This window comes from Streptomyces sp. NPDC087906 (assembly GCF_055584925.1).
Map to the genome: position 1 here is coordinate 235,406 of NZ_JBVJLC010000003.1, position 18,569 is coordinate 253,974.

The 18,569-nt window shown below is 70.1% G+C and carries 15 protein-coding genes; 4 read left to right on the forward strand and 11 right to left on the reverse strand.

The window, feature by feature from the left end; genetic code table 11:
• The first annotated feature begins 92 nt into the window (after nucleotides 1-92).
• From ACZ63I_RS10570 to ACZ63I_RS10580, 3 genes are all read left to right on the forward strand, one after another.
• On the forward strand, nucleotides 93-1,067 hold the full coding sequence (locus tag ACZ63I_RS10570) for a sugar phosphate isomerase/epimerase family protein (RefSeq protein WP_469337375.1): 975 nt from the start codon (nucleotides 93-95) through the stop codon (nucleotides 1,065-1,067).
• Between the two features lie 168 nt (nucleotides 1,068-1,235).
• Nucleotides 1,236-4,550 (forward strand): PQQ-dependent sugar dehydrogenase, encoded by a 3,315-nt coding sequence (locus ACZ63I_RS10575; RefSeq protein ID WP_469337377.1) that lies wholly within the window; start codon nucleotides 1,236-1,238, stop codon nucleotides 4,548-4,550.
• 152 nt (nucleotides 4,551-4,702) lie between these two features.
• On the forward strand, nucleotides 4,703-5,878 hold the full coding sequence (locus ACZ63I_RS10580; RefSeq protein ID WP_469337379.1) for an ROK family transcriptional regulator: 1,176 nt from the start codon (nucleotides 4,703-4,705) through the stop codon (nucleotides 5,876-5,878).
• Here the strand turns inward: ACZ63I_RS10580 and ACZ63I_RS10585 are convergent, their stop codons facing one another.
• From ACZ63I_RS10585 to ACZ63I_RS10610, 6 genes are all read right to left on the reverse strand, one after another.
• Nucleotides 5,879-7,009: a cupin domain-containing protein gene (locus ACZ63I_RS10585; protein ID WP_469337381.1), complete on the reverse strand. Its 1,131-nt coding sequence runs from the start codon at nucleotides 7,007-7,009 to the stop codon at nucleotides 5,879-5,881.
• Nucleotides 7,010-7,012: 3 nt separating this feature from the next.
• Nucleotides 7,013-8,080: a cupin domain-containing protein gene (locus tag ACZ63I_RS10590; protein WP_469337383.1), complete on the reverse strand. Its 1,068-nt coding sequence runs from the start codon at nucleotides 8,078-8,080 to the stop codon at nucleotides 7,013-7,015.
• A 65-nt stretch (nucleotides 8,081-8,145) separates the two neighbouring features.
• Nucleotides 8,146-9,309: an ABC transporter substrate-binding protein gene (locus ACZ63I_RS10595; RefSeq protein ID WP_469337385.1), complete on the reverse strand. Its 1,164-nt coding sequence runs from the start codon at nucleotides 9,307-9,309 to the stop codon at nucleotides 8,146-8,148.
• A 31-nt stretch (nucleotides 9,310-9,340) separates the two neighbouring features.
• On the reverse strand, nucleotides 9,341-10,231 hold the full coding sequence (locus ACZ63I_RS10600; RefSeq protein WP_469337387.1) for a fumarylacetoacetate hydrolase family protein: 891 nt from the start codon (nucleotides 10,229-10,231) through the stop codon (nucleotides 9,341-9,343).
• Entirely contained in the window at nucleotides 10,228-11,352 is a 1,125-nt protein-coding gene (locus tag ACZ63I_RS10605) for a cupin domain-containing protein (protein WP_469337389.1), read from the reverse strand. The genes ACZ63I_RS10600 and ACZ63I_RS10605 overlap by 4 nt, the downstream gene beginning before the upstream one ends.
• A gap of 15 nt (nucleotides 11,353-11,367) precedes the next feature.
• Nucleotides 11,368-12,636 (reverse strand): FAD-dependent oxidoreductase, encoded by a 1,269-nt coding sequence (locus ACZ63I_RS10610; protein WP_469337390.1) that lies wholly within the window; start codon nucleotides 12,634-12,636, stop codon nucleotides 11,368-11,370.
• A 56-nt stretch (nucleotides 12,637-12,692) separates the two neighbouring features.
• Here ACZ63I_RS10610 and ACZ63I_RS10615 point away from each other — a divergent pair, with 56 nt between their 5' ends.
• Complete coding sequence (locus ACZ63I_RS10615) at nucleotides 12,693-13,502, forward strand: IclR family transcriptional regulator (RefSeq protein WP_469337392.1); 810 nt, start codon at nucleotides 12,693-12,695, stop codon at nucleotides 13,500-13,502.
• Nucleotides 13,503-13,582: 80 nt separating this feature from the next.
• Here ACZ63I_RS10615 and ACZ63I_RS10620 read toward each other — a convergent pair whose 3' ends face one another.
• The 5 genes from ACZ63I_RS10620 to ACZ63I_RS10640 are packed head-to-tail and all read right to left on the reverse strand — an operon-like array spanning nucleotide 13,583 to nucleotide 18,556.
• On the reverse strand, nucleotides 13,583-15,199 hold the full coding sequence (locus ACZ63I_RS10620; RefSeq protein ID WP_469337394.1) for an ethanolamine ammonia-lyase reactivating factor EutA: 1,617 nt from the start codon (nucleotides 15,197-15,199) through the stop codon (nucleotides 13,583-13,585).
• 1 nt (nucleotide 15,200) lies between these two features.
• Complete coding sequence (locus ACZ63I_RS10625; RefSeq protein ID WP_469337396.1) at nucleotides 15,201-15,995, reverse strand: class II aldolase/adducin family protein; 795 nt, start codon at nucleotides 15,993-15,995, stop codon at nucleotides 15,201-15,203.
• The gene (locus ACZ63I_RS10630; RefSeq protein ID WP_469337397.1) at nucleotides 15,995-17,152 is read right to left on the reverse strand and encodes a Rieske 2Fe-2S domain-containing protein; all 1,158 of its coding nucleotides are present in this window, start codon (nucleotides 17,150-17,152) and stop codon (nucleotides 15,995-15,997) included. The genes ACZ63I_RS10625 and ACZ63I_RS10630 overlap by 1 nt, the downstream gene beginning before the upstream one ends.
• Nucleotides 17,142-17,480 (reverse strand): hypothetical protein, encoded by a 339-nt coding sequence (locus ACZ63I_RS10635; protein WP_469337399.1) that lies wholly within the window; start codon nucleotides 17,478-17,480, stop codon nucleotides 17,142-17,144. The genes ACZ63I_RS10630 and ACZ63I_RS10635 overlap by 11 nt, the downstream gene beginning before the upstream one ends.
• Complete coding sequence (locus tag ACZ63I_RS10640) at nucleotides 17,477-18,556, reverse strand: cupin domain-containing protein (protein WP_469337401.1); 1,080 nt, start codon at nucleotides 18,554-18,556, stop codon at nucleotides 17,477-17,479. The genes ACZ63I_RS10635 and ACZ63I_RS10640 overlap by 4 nt, the downstream gene beginning before the upstream one ends.
• Between the last annotated feature and the right edge of the window lie 13 nt (nucleotides 18,557-18,569).

The window sequence follows — 18,569 nt, forward strand, 5'->3', positions numbered from 1 at the left end:
TCTCATGGCCCAGGTGTCCCGTTCACCTGACGTACCGGTAGCGCGCACAGCGCCCCTTCCGTCTCTCGTCACCCCACCAGCCAGGAGTTACCGTGGGTAATCTGAACAAGTCCTTCGATCGCAGGGACTTCCTGCGGGCCACAGCGGGCACCACGGTGGCACTCGCCGCCGCCTCGGTCGTCGGCGGTGTGGCCACGGCATCCTCGGCGTCGGCAGCGCCGAGCATCCTGTCCATCCCCAAGGACCGCATCGGGCTCCAGCTCTACAGCGTCCGCGACAAGGTCACCTCACTCGGCTTCGCCGTCGTCCTGACCGAACTGGCCAGAATCGGCTACACGGAGATCGAGTTCGCCGGGTACACCCAGAACACCTCCATCCTGGGCCGCCAGATCACCCTCCAGGAGATAAGACAGATCCTCGACGACAACGGGCTGCGCGCGGTGGGCAGTCACGTCGGCATCGGGAACCTCCGCAGCAACATCCAGGCCGAACTCGACGCGGCCGAGATCCTCGGCATGCCGCACGTCGGCACCGCCAACGCCCCGTCGAACAGCAACACGGTCGCCGGCTACCTCGCCGCCGCCGAGGAGTTCAACAAGTGGGGCGCGGCGGCCACCGCCCGCGGCCTCAAGCTCTACCAGCACAACCACGCGGGCGAGTTCGCCTTCGCCACCGACCAGCCGTCGGTACGGCTGTACGACGTGTTCCTCAGGAACACCGACCCGCGGCACGTCTATCTGGAGATGGACGTGTACTGGGCCTTCGTCGGCCAGTACCGGTTCCCCGGCTTCGACCCGGCCGCCTACGTGCGCAACCAGCCTTACCGCTACCCGCTGTTCCACATGAAGGACGGCACGTCGAACCCGTCGGCCGGCGACGGCTACAGCATGGTCGAGTTCGGCGCGGGCGACATGCCGTACGAGCGCTTCGTCCGGGAGATCGGCGCGCGCGGCAGCCACTTCGGCGTGTGGGAGCAGGACAACGCGGTCAACACCCAGCCCAACCCGCCGGGTTCGCTCGGTGCGGCCGAGCGCAGCTACGCGGGTCTGAAGGAACTGCTCGGCTAGTCCGGGCGATCCGCCCCGGCAGCACATGCACCACCCCGCACAGCACAGCACAAGCACGTCAGCCGGGCTCGGCCCGCCGTGATTCCGCACCGCAGCCACGGTGCGGGCGGTGGGCCGGGCCCGGCCGCACACCCTCCTGAACCGCCAGCGACCAAGGAGAGCATCATCGTGCACCGTACCCTGAGACGCCTCGTCTCCGGCGTCCTGCTAGCGGCGTTGCCCGCGTTGGGCGGTGTGGCGCTCGCGCCGACCGCCACCGCGCACAACGGCGTCGAGCACGCGGCAGCCGACCCGGCCCTGGACTGGGCGAACTACGAGAAGGTCACCCTGACCAAGGAGACGGGCGAGCCGATCGACCTCGCCGTACTCCCGGACAGCCGGGTGCTGCACACCGCCCGCAACGGCGATCTGCGGCTCACCGACCCCGGCACCGGCGTCACCAAGATCGCCAACCATGTCGAGGTCTACCAGAACTCCGAGATGGGGCTCCAGACCGTCACCCTGGACCCCGACTTCGCGACCAACAAGTGGGTGTACCTCTACTACTCGCCGCCGCTGAACACACCGACGGGCTCAGCGCCCGAGCGGCTGCCGGCCGGGCAGGACGACTCGTACTGGAAGCAGTGGGAGGGCTACGACACCCTCACCCGCTTCAAGTGGACGGGTGACAAGCTCGACCTGACCACCGCCCAGGAGATCATCCGGGTCAACACCAACCGCGGCCAGTGCTGCCACGTCGCGGGCGACGTGGACTTCGACGCCGACGGCAACCTGTACATCTCCACCGGTGGCAACACCCCGGCCTCGGGGCCCAACGTCAACGGGTACACCCCGATCAACGACGCCGCCACCTACAACCCGGGCCTCGACGAGCGCCGCGGGTCGGGCAACACCAACGACCTCAAGGGCAAGATCCTGCGCATCCACGTGCAGGACGACGGCAGTTACACGATCCCGGACGGGAACCTGTTCCCGGTCGGCACCGCCAAGACCCGTCCCGAGATCTTCGTGATGGGGCTGCGCAACCCGTACCGGATGACGGTCGACAAGGCCACCGGCGCCGTGATGTGGGGCGACTACGGTCCGGACGCCGGCAACGCCGACCCGAACCGCGGCCCCATGGGGTACGTCGAGTGGAACACCACGACCAAGCCGCTGAACAGCGGCTGGCCGTACTGCACGGGTGACAACACCCACCCGTACCGGGACTACGACTTCGCCACCCTCACCCCGGGTCCCGCCTTCGACTGCGCGGCGCCGGTCAACGACTCGCGCTGGAACACCGGTCTGACCACGCTGCCGGCCGCGAGCCCCGCCACGCTCTGGTACGGGGACAAGGACACCGACCAGCCCTGGCCCGAACTGACCGCGTTCCGCGGCCCAGGCGGCCCCGGCGGGCAGGCCCCGATGGGCGGCCCGGTCTACCACTACGACGCCGACAACCCGGCCCCGGGCAAGTTCCCGGAGTACTGGGACGGCAAGGCGTTCCTCGGTGAGTTCTCGCAGGACTACGTCGCGGCCCTCACCCTCGAAGGCCCCGACGGACCGGTCAGCAAGCTGGAGAACGTGCTGCCCAACAGCGAGCGGTCCGAGAACGGCATCCCGCCGTGGGACAACCCGATGGACCTGGAGTTCGGTCCCGACGGCGCGCTGTACGTCCTGGACTACGGCGACGGCTTCTTCCGGCAGAACCCCGACGCGGGTCTCTACCGGATCGACTACGCCGAGGGCAACAAGGCGCCCACCGCGGTGATCAAGGCGCAGCCGTCCTCCGGGCAGGCGCCGCTGGCCGTCTCCTTCGACGCCTCGGGGTCGAGCGACCCGGAGAACGGCGCCCTCACCTACCAGTGGGACCTGGACGGCGACGGCACGTTCGACGCGACAGGACCGACCGCCAGCCGCACCTACGCGGAGAACGGCCAGTACCAGGCCCGGCTGAAGGTCACCGACCCGCAGGGCAAGTTCGGTCTGACGAGTCGTCAGATCACGGTGGGCAACACCGCTCCGACCGTCGAGATCACCCAGCCGCCCAACGGCGGCTTCTTCAACTGGGGTGACGCGGTGCCGTACGGGGTCAAGATCGACGACCCGGAGGACGGCACCAACATCGACTGCGCCAAGGTCGCCTGGACCTTCGGTCTCGGCCACAACCAGCACGGCCACCCGGTCAACAGCGGCACCGGCTGCTCCGGCGCCGTCGTGTCCCCGGCGGACGCGGGGCACGGTGACACCGAGAACGTCTTCGCCGTGCTCGGCATCACGTACACCGACAGGGGCGCGGGCGGCGTGCCGCCGGCCACGGGCGACGCGCAGGTCATCCTCAACCCGGCGCTGATGCAGGCCGAGCACTACGACCTGTCGGAGGGTGTCACGATCACCGACGACGCCACGGCCTCCGGGCAGCGCAAGGTGACCGCCTTCGACGCCAACGACTGGATCGCCTACGACCCGGTCTCGTTCGCCGGTATCACCGGCGTGCAGACCCGGACGTCCGGCGCGGGCACCCTGTCGCTGCACTGGAACTCCTCCAGGGCCGAGCCCTTCGCCACCATCCCGGTCCCGGCCGGTGAGGGCTGGCAGACCGTCACCACCGCGCTGGCGAACGCCCCTGCGGGCAGCGGTCAGCTCTACGTCACCTCCAGCGGCGGCGTCGAACTCGACGCGCTGACCTTCCAGGGCGCGGGTGTCGCCGACAAGACCCCGCCGAAGGTGACCGCCACGCTCAACCCGGCGGCGCCCACGGGCGGCAACGGCTGGTACACCGGCAATGTGACGCTGAACGTGGCGGCCACCGACAACGGCACGGTCGCCAGCCGCCAGTACTCCGTCAACGGCGGTACGACCTGGCTGTCGGCGAACTCGGCGGTCACGCTCTCCACCGAGGGCAACACCACCGTCCGCTACCGGGCGACCGACAGCGGCGGGAACGTCTCCGAGGTCGGGACGCTCGCTGTCCGGATCGACAAGACGGGTCCCGCGGTGACGGTCGCGGGTGTCGACGCCGATGCCGCGTACGGAGACTCCAAGCGCGTCACACCGGTGGTCACGACCACCGACGCGGTCTCCGGCGGGGCGACGGCGACCAGCACCCTGGACGGCGCCGCGCTCACCTCGGGACGCCAGGTGCAGTTGTGGCGGCTCCCGCTGGGCGGCCATGACCTGAAGGTCACGGCGCGCGACGCGGCGGGCAACACCACGACGAAGACCGTGCACTTCACCACGACCACGTCGTTCGCCGAACTGGGCGCGCTCATCGCCCAGTTCCGTACCGACGGACTGGTCTCCGCACAGGGTCAGCAGCGGCTGACCGTACGGCTCGACCAGGCGCGGGCACACGCCGAGGCCGGCCGGCTGAGCCAGGCCGGGGCCGTGCTCGACTCGATCGCCGCTTCGGCGGGCGACACCGCCCTGGTGCCGGACGCGGCGGCGGGCGCCGCGCTGGCGCGCGACGCGAAGGCCGTGAAGGGGGGCCTGGCCGACTGACCTGGTGGCGCGCCGCCCCGCCGTACCGGTGGGGCGGCGCGCCCTTTGGTCATCACCGTCACTACTTTTGGCAAAATCGAGGAAAGTTCGCAACAGCCGTACAAACAGTGTCGTGGTGCCCGAAACTGAGAGCGTGCGGAGGAAGTGAGACTGTGAGCATCGAGTACCGCGTATTGAGCCGGCTGCGGGACAACGGCCCGCTTTCCCGCGCCCAGTTGGCGAACGAACTCGACGTGCCGCGACCACGGCTGCTCGCCGAACTCGACCGGATGGTCGCGGCGGGCAAGGTGCTGGAGGCGGGACCCGCCGCCTCGCGCGGCGGCCGGCGCTCCACCCTGGTCCAGCTCGACCCCGGGGTGCGGTTCGCCGCCGTCGACATGGGCGCGAGTTCCATCGACATCGAGATCACCGACGGCAGGCTCGAACCCGTCGCGGCGGTCACCGAGGCGGCCGACATCATCCACCTGGGTCCGGTCGCCGCGCTGGCCCGGGTCAGCGAACTGCTGCACAAGATGCGCGCCCAGGGCCACTACGCCGAAATCGCCGCCATCGGCATCGGGCTGCCGGGGCCGGTCAGCTTCCGGGAGGGCATCCCGGTCTCCCCGCCGATCATGGTCGGCTGGAACCGCTATCCGGTACGGGACACCCTGGCGCGCGAACACAACTGCCCGGTGGTCGTCGACAACGACGTCAATGTGATGGCGCTGGGCGAACAGCACAGCGGCGTCGCCCGCACCGTCGACCATCTGCTGTTCGTGAAGATCGGCAGCGGCATCGGGTCCGGCATGCAGCACCACGGCCGTATCTACCGGGGCGCCGAGGGGTGCGCGGGGGACATCGGCCATATCCAGGTCGAGGCGGAGTCGGCGGGCCCAGTGTGCTCCTGCGGCAACACCGGTTGCCTGGAGGCGTACTTCGGCGGTGTCGCGCTCGCCAGGGACGCCACGGCCGCCGCTCTGGAGGGTCGTTCGCAGCAGCTCGCCGACCGGCTGGCCGCCCAGGGTTCACTGACGGCCGTCGATGTCGCCGAGTGCGCCGCGGGCGGTGACACCGCCTGCGTCAATCTGATCCGCACCGGCGGCCACCGGGTGGGCCAGGTGCTGGCCACGCTGGTCAGCTTCATGAACCCGTCGATGATCGTGATCGGCGGCGGGCTCTCCGGCCTCGGCCATCTGCTGCTGGCCGAGATCCGCAGCGTCGTCTACAAGCGCTCGCTCCCGCTCGCCACCCGGAACCTGCCGATCGTCATGTCCGAACTCGGCCCCAGGGCAGGGGTGGTGGGCGCGGCGCTGCTGGCGAGCGAGCTGGCGTACCGGGGCCACTCCTGATCAGGGCGTCGGCGCGTACAGCTCGTCCGGCATGTCGGGTGTGACGCCGCGTGCGGCCAGCGCCTCGCGGTAGTCGCGCCGGATCTGCGGGTCCTCGTCGCCGTACGGCAGCAGGCTGCCGCCCTCGCGCACACTGACGAGCACCCCGGGGCGGCCGCCCACGATCGGGTTGCCGGCCCTGCGGATCCCGGTGGGGTGCTTGACCCCGCCGCGGAAGGCCAGTTGCCGCGCGGTGCCTGGCCCGGTGTTGAAGTGCTGGTGGAACCACTTGCTGGGCGGGCTGTAGACGGACGCCTCACCCCATTCCACCCGCACCACCCGGTCGCCGTTGCCCGACTCGTACGGTCTGCTGCCCGCCTCCTGCGGCCAGATGAGGACGTAGCCCTCCGACCGGAGTCCGAACAGCACGGCCCCGCCGAGGTGGTGGTGGGCCTTGTGGTAGCGGCCCACCGGCCAGGAGGTGATGTGCGCGGCGACGGTGTTGCCCGCCATCTCGAAGACGGTCGCGTCGACGCCGCTGCCCTTGGCGCCGAGGGAGTCGAGGGCGATCTCGTTGATGTCGGCGATGAAGTTGGTCTCGGCGATCCCGCCGAAGTAGTTCTCGTACCGCTTGCTGTCGGAGTAGTACCCGTCCCCGGGCGTGAACCGGTCGGTGAACCGGTAGTCGTTGGCGAAGACGAAGTCCTCGTCGTGGAACAGGTCCAGCACCATCGGGGCGTCGTTGACGGCCATGTAGAGCACCGGTTCGGAGCCGGTGTTGTGCAGCACGTACGAGCAGTTGAGCGGGATCGCGAAGAAGCTGCCGCGCTGCCACTCGAAGCTGGTGCGCCGGGTGTCGCCGGGCAGCCAGACGTCCGCCGTGCCCCGCCCGGAGAGCACGGTGACGAACTGCTGGTGCAGATGGCGCTGGCGCTCCAGCGAGGCGCGCGGGGCGATCTCGCCGATCTGCATCCCGGTGAAGCCCTCCATGCCGTGCAGGTGGACGAAGGCCGCCCTGCCGCCGGTGCGCGCCCAGTCGGCGCGCTCCAGGGTGCGCACGTCGGGCATGCCGTAGCCGCGGTGGACGGGCAGGCCCTCCTTGCGCATCCAGCCGTCGTAGAACGTCTCCCTGGCCTGGCCGGTCGTTGTCATCTGTCAGTCCTCCCGTGAACCGTGGAACTCGGCCATCCGCGACTCGATGCCGTTCGCCGCGCACGCGTCGCGGTACATCCGGCGCACCTGCGGGTCCTCGTCCTCATAGTCGATCTGGTCGCCGCCGAGCCGGGTGCTGATCGAGGACATCGGCAGTCCTGTCGCCGGGTCCCTGCGCGCGTTGAGATGGCGCAGGGCGAGGTAACGGGCCGGGGTGGCGCCGGTGTTGAAGTGCTGGTGGAACGTCTCGCCGGGTGGGATGACGAGCGAGCCCTCCGCCCAGTCGTAGCGCCTGATCGGCTCGCCCTCCCGCCACATCAGGCTGTATCCGGTGCCGCCGAGGATGACGACATGGGCGCCGGGCGCGTGGCGGTGCGCCTTCTTGTACGTGCCGACGGGGAACTCCGAGACATGCGCCATCATGGTGTTCCTGGCCAGTTTGAACTGGACGTTGGTGCCGCCCGCGCCGCGCGCCCGGTAGTCGACGAGCGGGAAGTCCCGTACGTCGGGGACGAAGTTGGTCTCCCACATCCGGCCGGTCAGGGTGCCTTCGCCGCTGAAGTAGCCGGCGGCTCCGGAGAAGCGGGCGGGGAAGTCGTAGGGGCAGTCGAAGACGAACTCGTCCTCGTCGAACAGGTTGATGACGACGGGGGCGTTGGTCACCGAGAGCAGCAGCACGGGCTGGTCGCCGCTGCTGTTGAAGTGCTGGTACGGGACGTTCAGCGGGACGGCGAAGAGCGCGCCCCGCTGCCATTCGAAGCTCTGCTCCGTACCGTCGGGTCCCCACACCGTGGTGCTGCCCCGGCCGGCCAGCACGTAGGTCATGACCTCGTGGAGATGGCGCACCCGGCGCAGGTGCCCGCCGGGCGCGATCCGCGACACGTAGCAGTCGTTGCTGCGGTCGCTGTCGTCGTGGTTGATGAAGCAGCCCTCGCCGCCCGTCATCGGCCAGGGCTTGAGCGGTACCGCGCGCAGATCGGGGATGTGGAAGCCGGGGACGATGTCGATGCCCTGGCCCCCGGCCCAGCGCGCGTACGCGGTGGGTGGCCGGACGGGCCGCCGCTCTGCCATGAGAACCTCCGGTGCTGTGCGGGACCAACTGCCGTACGGGACCTGCTCGGTACCTGGCGCGCGGGCTACTGCGGGCCGAGCAGGCCGACCATGGTCTTCTGCAGCTCCTTGACGTCCTTGGTCAGGACGCTCCAGCCGTAGCTGTCGTAGTACTCGCCGCCCTTCTCCGGGATGGAGGCGCCGAGATCGCCGGCGGCGGGCACGTCGGCGCGCATGCTGGGCACCTGGAGCGCGTCCGTCCAGACCTTGTTGCCGTCCTTGCAGACCAGCCAGTTGACGAGCAGTTTGGCCGCGTTCGGGTGCGGTGCCTTGTTGTCGAGCGCGAGCAGGCTGGATCCGCCGGTCGTCACGGGCGGCGCGCCGGTGAGCTTGATCTGCTTGAGCGGCAGCCCTTCGGCGAGGGCGCTCTCGGTCTCCGCGTTCTGCAGCGACATCCCGAAGGCGTACTTGCCGCGGGCGATGTCGTCCAGCTCCTGGCGCTGGTCGGTGAGGAGCGTCGGCTTCTGGTCGACGTAGAGGGACTTGAGGAAGGAGTCGCCGTACGCCTGCTTGAAGGCGCCCACGTCGTAGATGGCGCCGCCGTTGGAGCGCGGGTCGTCGACGACGATCTTCCCCTTCCACTTGGGGTCGAGCATGTCCTGATAGGTCGTCAGGTCGCCGTCCTTGACCAGGCTGGTGTTGACGACGACGCCGGAGTCCACGTAGTTGGAGAGCTGGAGGATCTTGCTCTGCTCGGGGTCGACCCATTTGGCGGCGCCGTCGCGCCAGTTGGCGGCGGTGAGCAGGCCGGGGTCGAGCGCCGTCTTCAGATCGCCGAGCCAGTCCTGGGCGTAGTAGGTGGTCGACATGGTGTTGCCGCCGCCGCCGAAGACGTCGTGGGAGTAGATGCCCGCCTTGCGCTCGGCCTGGAGTTTGGCCGCGATGTCGCTGTTGCGGCCGCCGACGTAGTTGACCTTGACACCGTAGGTCTGGGCGAACGCCTTGGGCACGTCCGTACGCACACTGCCGTCAGGTGTGCCGGTCATGACCACCTGGCCTTCCTTCTTGGCGGCCTTCGCCAGGGTGCCGGCCGGGTCGGGGCACCCGGCCGCCACGGACTTGCCGGCGGCGGGCACAGCACCTGCCGCGCCGTCGGCCGAGCCGCTGTCCGAGCCGCTCGAACAGGCACTCACGGCCAGCAGCACCATGGCGGCGGGCAGGGTGGTTCTGACCTTCATCGACATCGACATTGCCTTCACCTGTTCTCGGTGTGGAGATACCTCATTGGGGTGCGGTGCCGGTCTCCGCGCGGACAGCGAGTGTCATCGCGCCGAGCCGGCTGATCGAGGCTTTCAGTACGTCACCGGGCACGATGGGCCCGACTCCGGGAGGCGCGCCGGTGAAGATGACGTCCCCGGGGTTCAGTGTCATCATCCGGGACGCGTACGAGACGATGCGCGGCACCGATGTGATGAGTGCGGAGGTGTTGACGCTCTGCCGCTGGTGGCCGTTGCAGGTGAGCAGGATGTCGAAGTCGGCGGGGTCGCCGGCCTCGTCGCTCGTGGTCAGCCAGGGGCCGAGCGGGCTGAAGGTGTCGTAGCTCTTGCGCCGCGAGCGGTCGGCGGCGCTGCGTACGGTGATGTCGAGCCCGATCGTGTAGCCCAGCACATGGCTGAGCGCGTCCCGTTCGGCGATGTCCTTGCCGCCCGTGCCGATCACCACGACCAGCTCCGACTCGTGGTGGATCTCGCTGCCTTCGCCGAGCACGGCGCGCGGCAGTACGACGGTGCCGGCGGGACCGGTGATCGAGGAGGGCGCCTTGAGGAAGACGTCGAAGTTCATCATCCAGGACTCGACGCCGCCCAGGGTGCGCTGCTGTACGGCGTGCATCTCCTCGACATGGCCGCGATAGTTGCTGGCCGAGGCGATGATCTTCGTGGGGCCGAGCACCGGCGCCGCCAAGGTCACCGATTCCAGCGGGAGTTGGGGGCCCTTCTCGGCCACGGCCGCGAGATCCGGGGCGAGGGACGCGTAGTCCCGGCACAGCGCGCGCCACCAGCCGGCCAGCAGCGGGTCGGGTTCGTGCGGCCAGGGCAGTGCGCCGGTGATGTCCACCAGGTGGTCGCCGGTGACGGCGCCGAGGCGGTTGTCGTCGAATATCGCCAGTTTCATGAGGTCACCGAGTCGTCGAGGGTGACCGGGGTGAAGACACCGGTCACCTGCTGGGGGGTTTCGAGGGCCAGTTCGCGGTAGATGCCGAGCGCCCGCAGCACGGGGCTGTCGCCGATGCTGAACAGATCTGCGCCCGGACCGCTGGTGTGTTCGGCGGCGGCCCATGAGGGCACGACGAACATGTCGCCCTCCGACCAGTCGAAGCGGCGGCCCTCGATCACCGAGGAGCCCGCGCCGCGATGGACGACGTAGACGGCGTTGCCGGTACGGCGCACCGGCAGCGTGCGGGCACCGGGGACCAGCCGGTGCATGGCGCAGTTCATCGTCGGCAGCACGCTGGCGCCGGTGGCGGGGCTGACGAACTCCAGGCTCACCAGCGGCTCTCCGCTCCCGGCGACCAGCCGGGTCAGCTCCCGGTCGGTGTCCTGCCACCGGTAGACCAGCAGGGGCGAGTGCTCGACGGCGACGACGTCGCGCACCGCGCCGCTGACGAAGCGGGGTCCGGGACCCGCCAGGGTCTCCGAGCGGTTGTGCGGTGTCACGTCGGGCTGGCGGAAGTCGGGGTACGGCTCGAAGAACACCGCGTCGAGCGCCTCGATCATCGGCAGGTCGAGCCCGTCGAACCAGAGCATCGGCCCGTCGCTGGTGCTGCTGTGGTCGTGCCAGTTCCACGACGGGGTGAGCACCAGGTCGCCGGGGTGCATGTCGCACACGTCGCCGTCCACGGTGGTGGCGACGCCGTCCCCGGAGAGGATGAAGCGGATGGCGCCGGGCGTGTGCCGGTGGGCCGGGGCCGTCTCGCCCTGGCCGAGGCACTGGATGGCGCCCCACAGCGTGCCGGCCGCGTAGGGCAGTCCGCCGAGGCCCGGATTGCCGAGACTCAGCACCCGGCGCTCGCCGCCCCGCTCGACCGGTACCAACGCGAGGGCGCGCGCGGCGAGTTCGGCCAGGACCTGGGCGTTCCAGAGCCAGGGCACCGCACGCGGCCGGGGGCTGGGCGGCAGCAGGTCGCGGGTGATCGTCCAGAGCGGATGCAGATCGACGGCGGCCAGATCGGAGTAGAAGGCGGCGAGCCGGGACTCCTCGTCGGTGGGCACTGCTGATGTCGTGTCGGAAGTCATGGGTTCTCCTGCCCCTCACGCGGTGGCGGCCGGTGCGGCCTCGATACGGCTGCGGACGTCCTGCGGCGGCAGGCCGATGCCGAACCGGGCGACCGATTCGAGCAGTGAGGCGCGCCTGCACCAGGCGCGCGCCCGGTCGGTGTCGGCTGCGACGGCGCGCAGTTCGGCGTGGTTGGCCTGCCGCTTGGCCTCGTCGCGCTCGCTGATCCGCTCGGTGTTGCGGCGGGTGTCGGCCTGTACGTACTCGACGGCGACCCGGCGGCGCACCTCGTCGAAGGTGGCCAGCTCGGCGTCCTCGTCGGCGCCTTCGAGCAGGATCCGGGCGAGCCTGCGGGCGAGGTCGACGGCGTCGTGGATGCCGCTGTTGAGCCCCACCCCGCCGAGGGGGCTGTTGATGTGCGCCGCGTCGCCGATCAGCGCGCACGGGCCCGAAACGAACGCGCCCGCGACCCGCTGGTGCACGTGGTAGATCTGGTAGTCGCCGATCTCGTAGCCGGCGGGCAGCGGCGCGATGCCCTGGAGCCTGCTCTGCATCTCGGCGGCGTCGGTCGCCTGCTCGTAGCTCTGCTCCTGCGGGACGGGGTAGACCGCGCGCCAGGACTCGACCGTGCGGAGCAGGAAGAGCCATTCCTCGGGGTCGGCCACGTAGTTGACGTCGGCGATGTCGGGGATCAGCGCGCGGAAGTCGGCGCTGGTGCTGGCGATCAGGAACCGCTCGGGGTAGGTGAACCCCTCGAACGGCACGCCCAGCAGGCCGCGCGCGGTGGAGCTGGCGCCGTCGGCGGCGATCAGGAAGCTGCCGTACAGGGTCTCGGGCCCGGCCGCGCCGTTGCCGTCGACGGCCACACCGTCCTCGGTGACCCGGATCGCGGTGGCCTCGATGCCGTAGTGCAGTGTGACGTTGGGTTCGTCGACCAGCCGCTCGACCAGCATCCGCACCAGGTGCTGCTGGTTGAGCTGGAGGCGGTGCGGGTACTTCGTCTCGTCCTTGAGCAGTGTGAAGTCGAACTCGGCGACGAGACCCTCTTTGCGGTCGCGGTACTGGTAGCGCGGCACCGTAAGGCCCTCGGCGTGCATCTGCGCCGACAGGCCCAGCCCGTCGAGCAGTTCGAGGGTCGGCGGATGGAACGTGGAGGCCCGCCAGTCGGTGCGCGGCACCGGATCACGCTCGATCACATGCACTCGCACGCCGGCCCTGGCCAGTGCCCAGGCCGCTGTGACACCGACGGGGCCACCACCCAGGACGAGCACAGGAAGCTCACGATGATTCGACACGAATGTCATAGCCCAACCTTAGTGATTATTCCGCGCCTTGAAAGAGATGGCGCTACTATTCCGGTATGAAGAACACAACGCACGATGAGCCCCACCAGCCCGCCTCGTTCACACCGCAGTCGGGGCTGTCATCGGTCGACAACGCCTTGCGGTTGCTGCATCTGATCGGCGAGCGCCGGGCACTGCGCGTGGCCGAGGCCGCCGACGACCTCGGCGTCGCCCGCTCCACCGCACACCGCCTGCTGACCGCGTTGCGCCGGCAAGGCTTCGTGACCCAGGACAAGCCCAACGGTGTCTACCGTCCGGGCCGCGCCCTGCTGGAGATAGGTCTCGCCGCCATCGGCCGGGTGGACATCCGGCACGCGGCGCGACCGGTGCTGGAACAACTCAGCGAGGACACCCAGGAGACGGTCAGTCTGCTGCTGCTGGAAGGCGACTGCGTCCGCTTCATCGACTGCGTCGAGGGTTCACGTGCCGTCCGTGTCGCTTCCCGTACCGGAATCGTCCTGCCGGCGCACTGCACGGCCGGCGGCAAGGCGATTCTGGCGGCGCTGCCGGGCAGCGACCTGGGGCGGCGCTACCCGACCCGGCAGTTGGACACCCGTACCCCGAACTCCATCTCCACGTGGGGCGAGTTGCAGTCCGAGCTGGACCAGATCCGCGACACGGGTTACGCGGTGAACTTCGGCGAGGGCGAGAGCAGTATCTGCGCCGTGGGAATGGCGATCTACGATCTCATCGGCTATCCGCTGGCGGCGATCGCCGTCGCGGTACCGAACACCCGGCTGGAGAACATCGAGCAGGCGAGGGAGATCGCCCCCATGATGGTGCAGGCCCAGGCTTCCGTGCGGGACGCGCTCAACGAGACGGCCTGAGCCGGGGCGGTGAGCGGGTAACGCCGGGCCGGTCGGCGGCCGCCGGCCCGGCGGTGGTCTGGCGGGGGCCAGGGTGCCGGTCACAGCGAGAACACCAGTGACTTGAGCGAGACGGGCACCGTCCCGGACTTGGTCAGTACGGCCCCGATGTCCACGAAGTCGAACTCGGTGACGGCGATGCCGTCGACGGAGATCACCGGTGCGGTGACTCCCTGGTCGACGAGGATCCCCCCGACGGTCCGCGCGATGTCCCCCTCGAAGAGCAGGCACAACGGCAGTCCGCGGCTGATCCGGTCGGCCAGGCCGCGCCGGATGCCTTCGACGAAGGCGTCGAGCCGGGGGAAGCTCGGCAGTCCGCTCCAGGTGAACCCGAAGACCAGCGCGTCGTCCGCCGCGAACTCCGCGCCGCTCAGGTGCCGTTCGATCGCGGCGGCCACCTGCCCGGCGTCCACCGTGTCCGGCAGCTCGACGGCGGGGCGTACCACCCGCAGATTGTGCAGCGGAAGCAGGCCGGGGTCGCTGATGTGCAGGGTGTTGCCACTGACCTGCACGGTGTACTGGGAGGCGCCGAGCACGGTCGCCCTGATCGCCCGGCGGCTGTCCTCGACGGGCCCCGGCAGCAGCGCGAACCGCTCGACCAGTGCCCGCCCGAGCAGCGGCCCGAGGTCGCCGAACTCCCGTGGTTCGCGGCCGTACACGTACTCGGCGACGCCGCCGGAGAACAGGACGGCGCCGTAAGGGCCGGATTCCGTCAGCGGTTCGGTGAGCCCGAGCCAGTCGAGCCCTTCGACCGGGTCCGGCCCGCCGCTGACGGTGGCGACGACGGTGTCCGCCATCAGCCCGGCGAGCCTGGCCAGTTCGGCCGGCTCCGCCCGGTCCCCCAGCCGCCAGTCAAGACCGAGCAGGGCCGCCAGCCGGGCGCCCGCGGGCTCAAGCCGGACGATCCGCCCCTCCGCGTCGACCACGACGAGCCGCGCGCCCAGGTGCAGCGCCGCGGTGGACCGTACGGTGCCGGACGCGCACACCGACAGTTTGGTGGTGCCACCGCCGATGTCGATGTTGAGCACCCGGGCGGCGTCGCCCTCCCGGCTCCTGGCCACGGCTCCCGAGCCGTGCGCGGCGAGCACCGCCTCCATGCCGTGTCCGGCCGTCGCGCAGATGAAGCGTCCACTGGCGGCGGCGAACAGGTCGGCGATGGCGCGGGCGTTGTGTCTGCGGGTCGCCTCGCCGGTCAGGATCACGGCGCCGGTGTCGACCTCGTCGGGCGCGATCCCGGCCTGCGCGAACGCCTCGTCCACGACGGCCCGCAGCGCGGTCTCGTCGATGCGCAGCCCCTCCGCGTACGGGGTGAGTGTGACGGCCGACTCGTGGACCGTCTCCCGGTCGACGACGGCGAAGGCACTGGACAGTTCGCGGCCGAGTCGGCGCAGGGTGATGCGGGAGAAGAGCAGTTGGCTGGTGGCCGAGCCGATGTCGATGCCGACGCTGGTCAGCACGATCTGATCGCGCGCCCACAGCGGATGGTCCGGGTCGTCGGCCCGTATCTCCACACCGTGGTCATGGCCGTGATCGTGGTCATGGCCGTGGCTGTGCTCGTGCTCGTGGTCGTGCTCATGCTCGTGGCCATGGCTGTGGTCGTCGTGGTGATGACCTGGCTCGTGGCCGGCCCTGTCCCCGGTCAGTACGGTGTCGGGCATCTCAACTCCCCTCCGGCTGCTCGGACACGAGCCGGCGGTAGAAGCGCCACGCCGAGGCGATCAGCTCGGGGCGGGTGTGTCCGGTGCCGACGATCGCGGCGCGTTCGGCCTCGTCGATCGGCCTCGGCTCCCCCAGTTGCCTGGCCTGGAAGTTCAGTTCGGCCAGCTCGCTGAGTTTGATGACGCCCAGCGCCGCCTCCTCGGGGCTCGTGCCCACGGCCGTCACACCGTGGCCGCGCATCAGACACACCGCGCCGGCCCCCAGCACGCCCGCCAGCTCGTCGCCCAGCTCCGGGGTCGTCACCAGCACACTGCGGTCGAAGGTCGGCACCCCGCCGGCCAGCAGCCGCAGGGCATACGGGTCGTAGGCGCCGATCACCGGCAGCAGCGGCACGTCGCAGACGCTGAACAGCACGGGCAGCGCGGGATGCGCGTGCGCCACACTGGTGACGTCGGGGCGCGCCCGGTACACGGCCAGATGGATGGCCAGCTCCTGCGGCGCGGTGAGACCGGGGCCGCCGGAGAGCAGGGTGCCGTCCCTGTCGACCACCACCACGTCGTCGGCGCCGGCGAACCGCAGCCCCGACTCCGAGGGGCCGCGCGCCTTCAGCGCCACGGTCCCGTCGGCGAGCAGCATGCTGATGTGCCCGGCCGGTTCGCGCGTGAGCCCCAGCCGGCCGAGGACCCGGCAGGCGGCGGCGATCCGCTCGGCCGCCGCGCGTGCCTCGGGCGGCGAGACCCGCTCGACCGGCGAGACCGGACCGCCCGCCGTGACCCGCTCGGCCGGCGCCGTCATCAGACCCGGCCTTCGGTGACCGCGACCCGGGCCTGGCCGCGGGAGACGTCGAAGGTGACGACGGCCTGCGCGGGGTCCCGGATCAGCGCCATCGGGTCGTCGCCCGCCTGGATCAGCTCGACCTGCTGCCGCAGCAGCCTGCGGTACATGGCGATGCCCTTGTCCTCGGCGCCCAGCATCTCCTTCGTACGGTCGTAGACGGCGCCCTGGGTCTCCCAGGCCATCCGGTCCTGGCTGGTGAAGGTGTTCATCGCGTGGTCGCCTTCGGGGGTCGTCTCCGGCGGGATGCGCACCACCTCGGGTTCCTCGTCGTGGACCCGCTCCTCACCGGGCTTGTCCGGCAGCAGCCCGGCCCTGATGATCATGGTGTGTTCGTCGTCGACGGGCACCCGCCAGTGCAGCGCCTGCAACGGGCCCTCGGGCAGCCGCAGGATGTTGGGGAAGACCAGCGGATGGCCGGTCTCCTCCTCCACGGCTCCGGTGGTGTCGCGGTAGACGCGGCGCTTGATGATGCCCCACTCGAACTGCTCGAACGAGTACTTCTCGATGGGGCGGTAGTAGTAGCTGCCCCGGTCGATGCCCTTCACCTTCATGGTGTGGCCGTGCAGCCAGAAGGTGTGCACGGTGTCGACGGCGTTCTCCATCGGCTGGAGCCAGTTGCACTGCAACTCCTGCTCGATGAAGAGCGTGAGCTTGCCGTCGCGCCGGTCCAGCACGTCCCACCGCGGCAGCACGGGCGGCTCGCCTGGGCCCAGGTAGGCGAAGAGCAGCCCCCGGTAGGCGCGTACGGGATAGGCGGCGATCCTGGCGCGCTCGCGCGCCCGCCGGTTGTCCTGCTCGAAGGGCTGCTCCAGGCACTGCCCCGAGCTGTCGTACTTCCAGCCGTGGTACGGGCAGCGGATCTCGCAGCCCTCGACAAAGCCGTAGTAGAGGGAGACCCGCCGGTGCGCGCACGACTCGGCGACCAGGGCGTAGGTGTTCTCCTCCGTCAGATAGAGCACCAGGTCCTCGCCCATGACCCGGATCCGCTTGGTGCGCTTGTCCGGGGAGAGGTCGGCGGTGACGGCGACGGGCTGCCAGTACCGGCGCAGCAGGTCGCCCATCGGGGTGCCGGGGCCGACGCGGGTGAGAAACTCGTTCTCCGCTTCACTGATCATGATCATGCTCCTCTTGGTTCCGCAGGGCCTGTCGCAGCATGGCGGCGACATCGCGCCGCAGGGCGCCGCGCTCCCCTGCGCCGCCCGCCGTCCAACTCTCGGCGATCCGCCGCAGGTACGGCGCCGCCTCCGCGTCGGGGAGGCGCTCGATGAGCGGCTCGATGTCGCGCTCCAACTCCTCCAGATAGCCCCAGGCCCTGTCGTCGGCCGGGCCCCAGCCGAGCCGTGCCTGGAGCGCGTTGAGATAGCTCCAGAAGTCGACCGTCAGCGTCTGCCCGTCGGCGGCAGGCCGGAAGTCGTCCTCGAAGCTGCGCTCCAGGGTGATCATCGCCGGGCCCTGGCGTAGACCTCGTCCATCCGGCTCTTCGCGCCGTTCTTGGCCAGCTCGGCCTCGAAGGTGGCGCGTACCGAGGGATCCTCGTCCTGGTACTCGATCTGGTCGCCGCCCTCGGTGGTGGGGCGGTCGATGAGGAACTGCTTGAACAGCGGGTACTTCTTGCTGCCCCACCGCAGGGCGAGGTAACGGGCGGGCGTGGTACCGGTGTTGAAGTGCTGGTGGAACCACCGGTCGGGCGGTACGACGATCGAGCCGCGCTGCCAGTCCACCTTGCGGACCGGCTCGCCCTCGCGCCACAGCAGCGAGAAGCCGGTGCCGCCGAGGATGATGACGTGCGCGCCTGCGTTGTGCCGGTGGGCCTTCTTGTACGTACCGATCGGGAACTGCGACACATGGCCGCAGAGGCTGTTGTCGGCGATCTCCAGCATGACGTTGGAGCCGCCGGCGCCGCGCGCCGCCCAGGACTTGAGTTCGATGTCGGCGGCGTCCGGGATGAATCTGCTCTCCCAGACCCGGGACCGGTACGCGGTGCCCGCGCCGCTGAAGTCGTCCTTGTCGGAGCCGAACCGGTCGGTGAAGTCGAAGTCGCAGTCGTAGATGAACGAGCGGTTGTGGAACATCCGCATCACCAGCGGCGCGCTGGTGACGGTGTAGAAGCGGGCCGGCTCCGACCCGCTGCCGTTGAAGTGCTGGGCGTGGGCGTTGAGCGGTACGGAGAACACACTGCCGGTGTTCCACTCGAAGCTGGTCTCCGTACCCGCCGCGTTCCACACCTTCGTCGCGCCCCGGCCCGCGACCACATAGGTGATCTCCTCGTAGAGGTGCCGTTCGGGTGCCACCTGCCCGCCGGGGGCTATCTCGATGATGTGGGCGTCGTTGACGTCCTCGGTGCCCTCCAGCCGGGCGACGGCCGCCCGGCAGCCGCGCCGTGCCCAGTCGCCGAGTTCGACGGTGCGCAGGTCCTGGATGAACAGCCCCTCCACGACCTTCAGTCCCTCGTCCGCCAGCCACTGCTCGTAGGCGGTCGGGCGTTTGATGTCGGGCAGCTCGGTCTCGGCGGTGGTCATGCGTACTCTCCTT

What these genes read in the sequence shown, in the direction of transcription:
- ACZ63I_RS10585 (WP_469337381.1), bottom strand. Translation starts at nt 7,009, where the DNA reads ATGACAACGACCGGCCAGGCCAGGGAGACGTTCTACGACGGCTGGATG.
- ACZ63I_RS10590 (WP_469337383.1), bottom strand. Translation starts at nt 8,080, where the DNA reads ATGGCAGAGCGGCGGCCCGTCCGGCCACCCACCGCGTACGCGCGCTGG.
- ACZ63I_RS10595 (WP_469337385.1), bottom strand. Translation starts at nt 9,309, where the DNA reads ATGTCGATGTCGATGAAGGTCAGAACCACCCTGCCCGCCGCCATGGTG.
- ACZ63I_RS10600 (WP_469337387.1), bottom strand. Translation starts at nt 10,231, where the DNA reads ATGAAACTGGCGATATTCGACGACAACCGCCTCGGCGCCGTCACCGGC.
- ACZ63I_RS10605 (WP_469337389.1), bottom strand. Translation starts at nt 11,352, where the DNA reads ATGACTTCCGACACGACATCAGCAGTGCCCACCGACGAGGAGTCCCGG.
- ACZ63I_RS10610 (WP_469337390.1), bottom strand. Translation starts at nt 12,636, where the DNA reads ATGACATTCGTGTCGAATCATCGTGAGCTTCCTGTGCTCGTCCTGGGT.
- ACZ63I_RS10615 (WP_469337392.1), top strand. Translation starts at nt 12,693, where the DNA reads ATGAAGAACACAACGCACGATGAGCCCCACCAGCCCGCCTCGTTCACA.
- ACZ63I_RS10620 (WP_469337394.1), bottom strand. Translation starts at nt 15,199, where the DNA reads ATGCCCGACACCGTACTGACCGGGGACAGGGCCGGCCACGAGCCAGGT.
- ACZ63I_RS10625 (WP_469337396.1), bottom strand. Translation starts at nt 15,995, where the DNA reads ATGACGGCGCCGGCCGAGCGGGTCACGGCGGGCGGTCCGGTCTCGCCG.
- ACZ63I_RS10630 (WP_469337397.1), bottom strand. Translation starts at nt 17,152, where the DNA reads ATGATCAGTGAAGCGGAGAACGAGTTTCTCACCCGCGTCGGCCCCGGC.
- ACZ63I_RS10635 (WP_469337399.1), bottom strand. Translation starts at nt 17,480, where the DNA reads ATGATCACCCTGGAGCGCAGCTTCGAGGACGACTTCCGGCCTGCCGCC.
- ACZ63I_RS10640 (WP_469337401.1), bottom strand. Translation starts at nt 18,556, where the DNA reads ATGACCACCGCCGAGACCGAGCTGCCCGACATCAAACGCCCGACCGCC.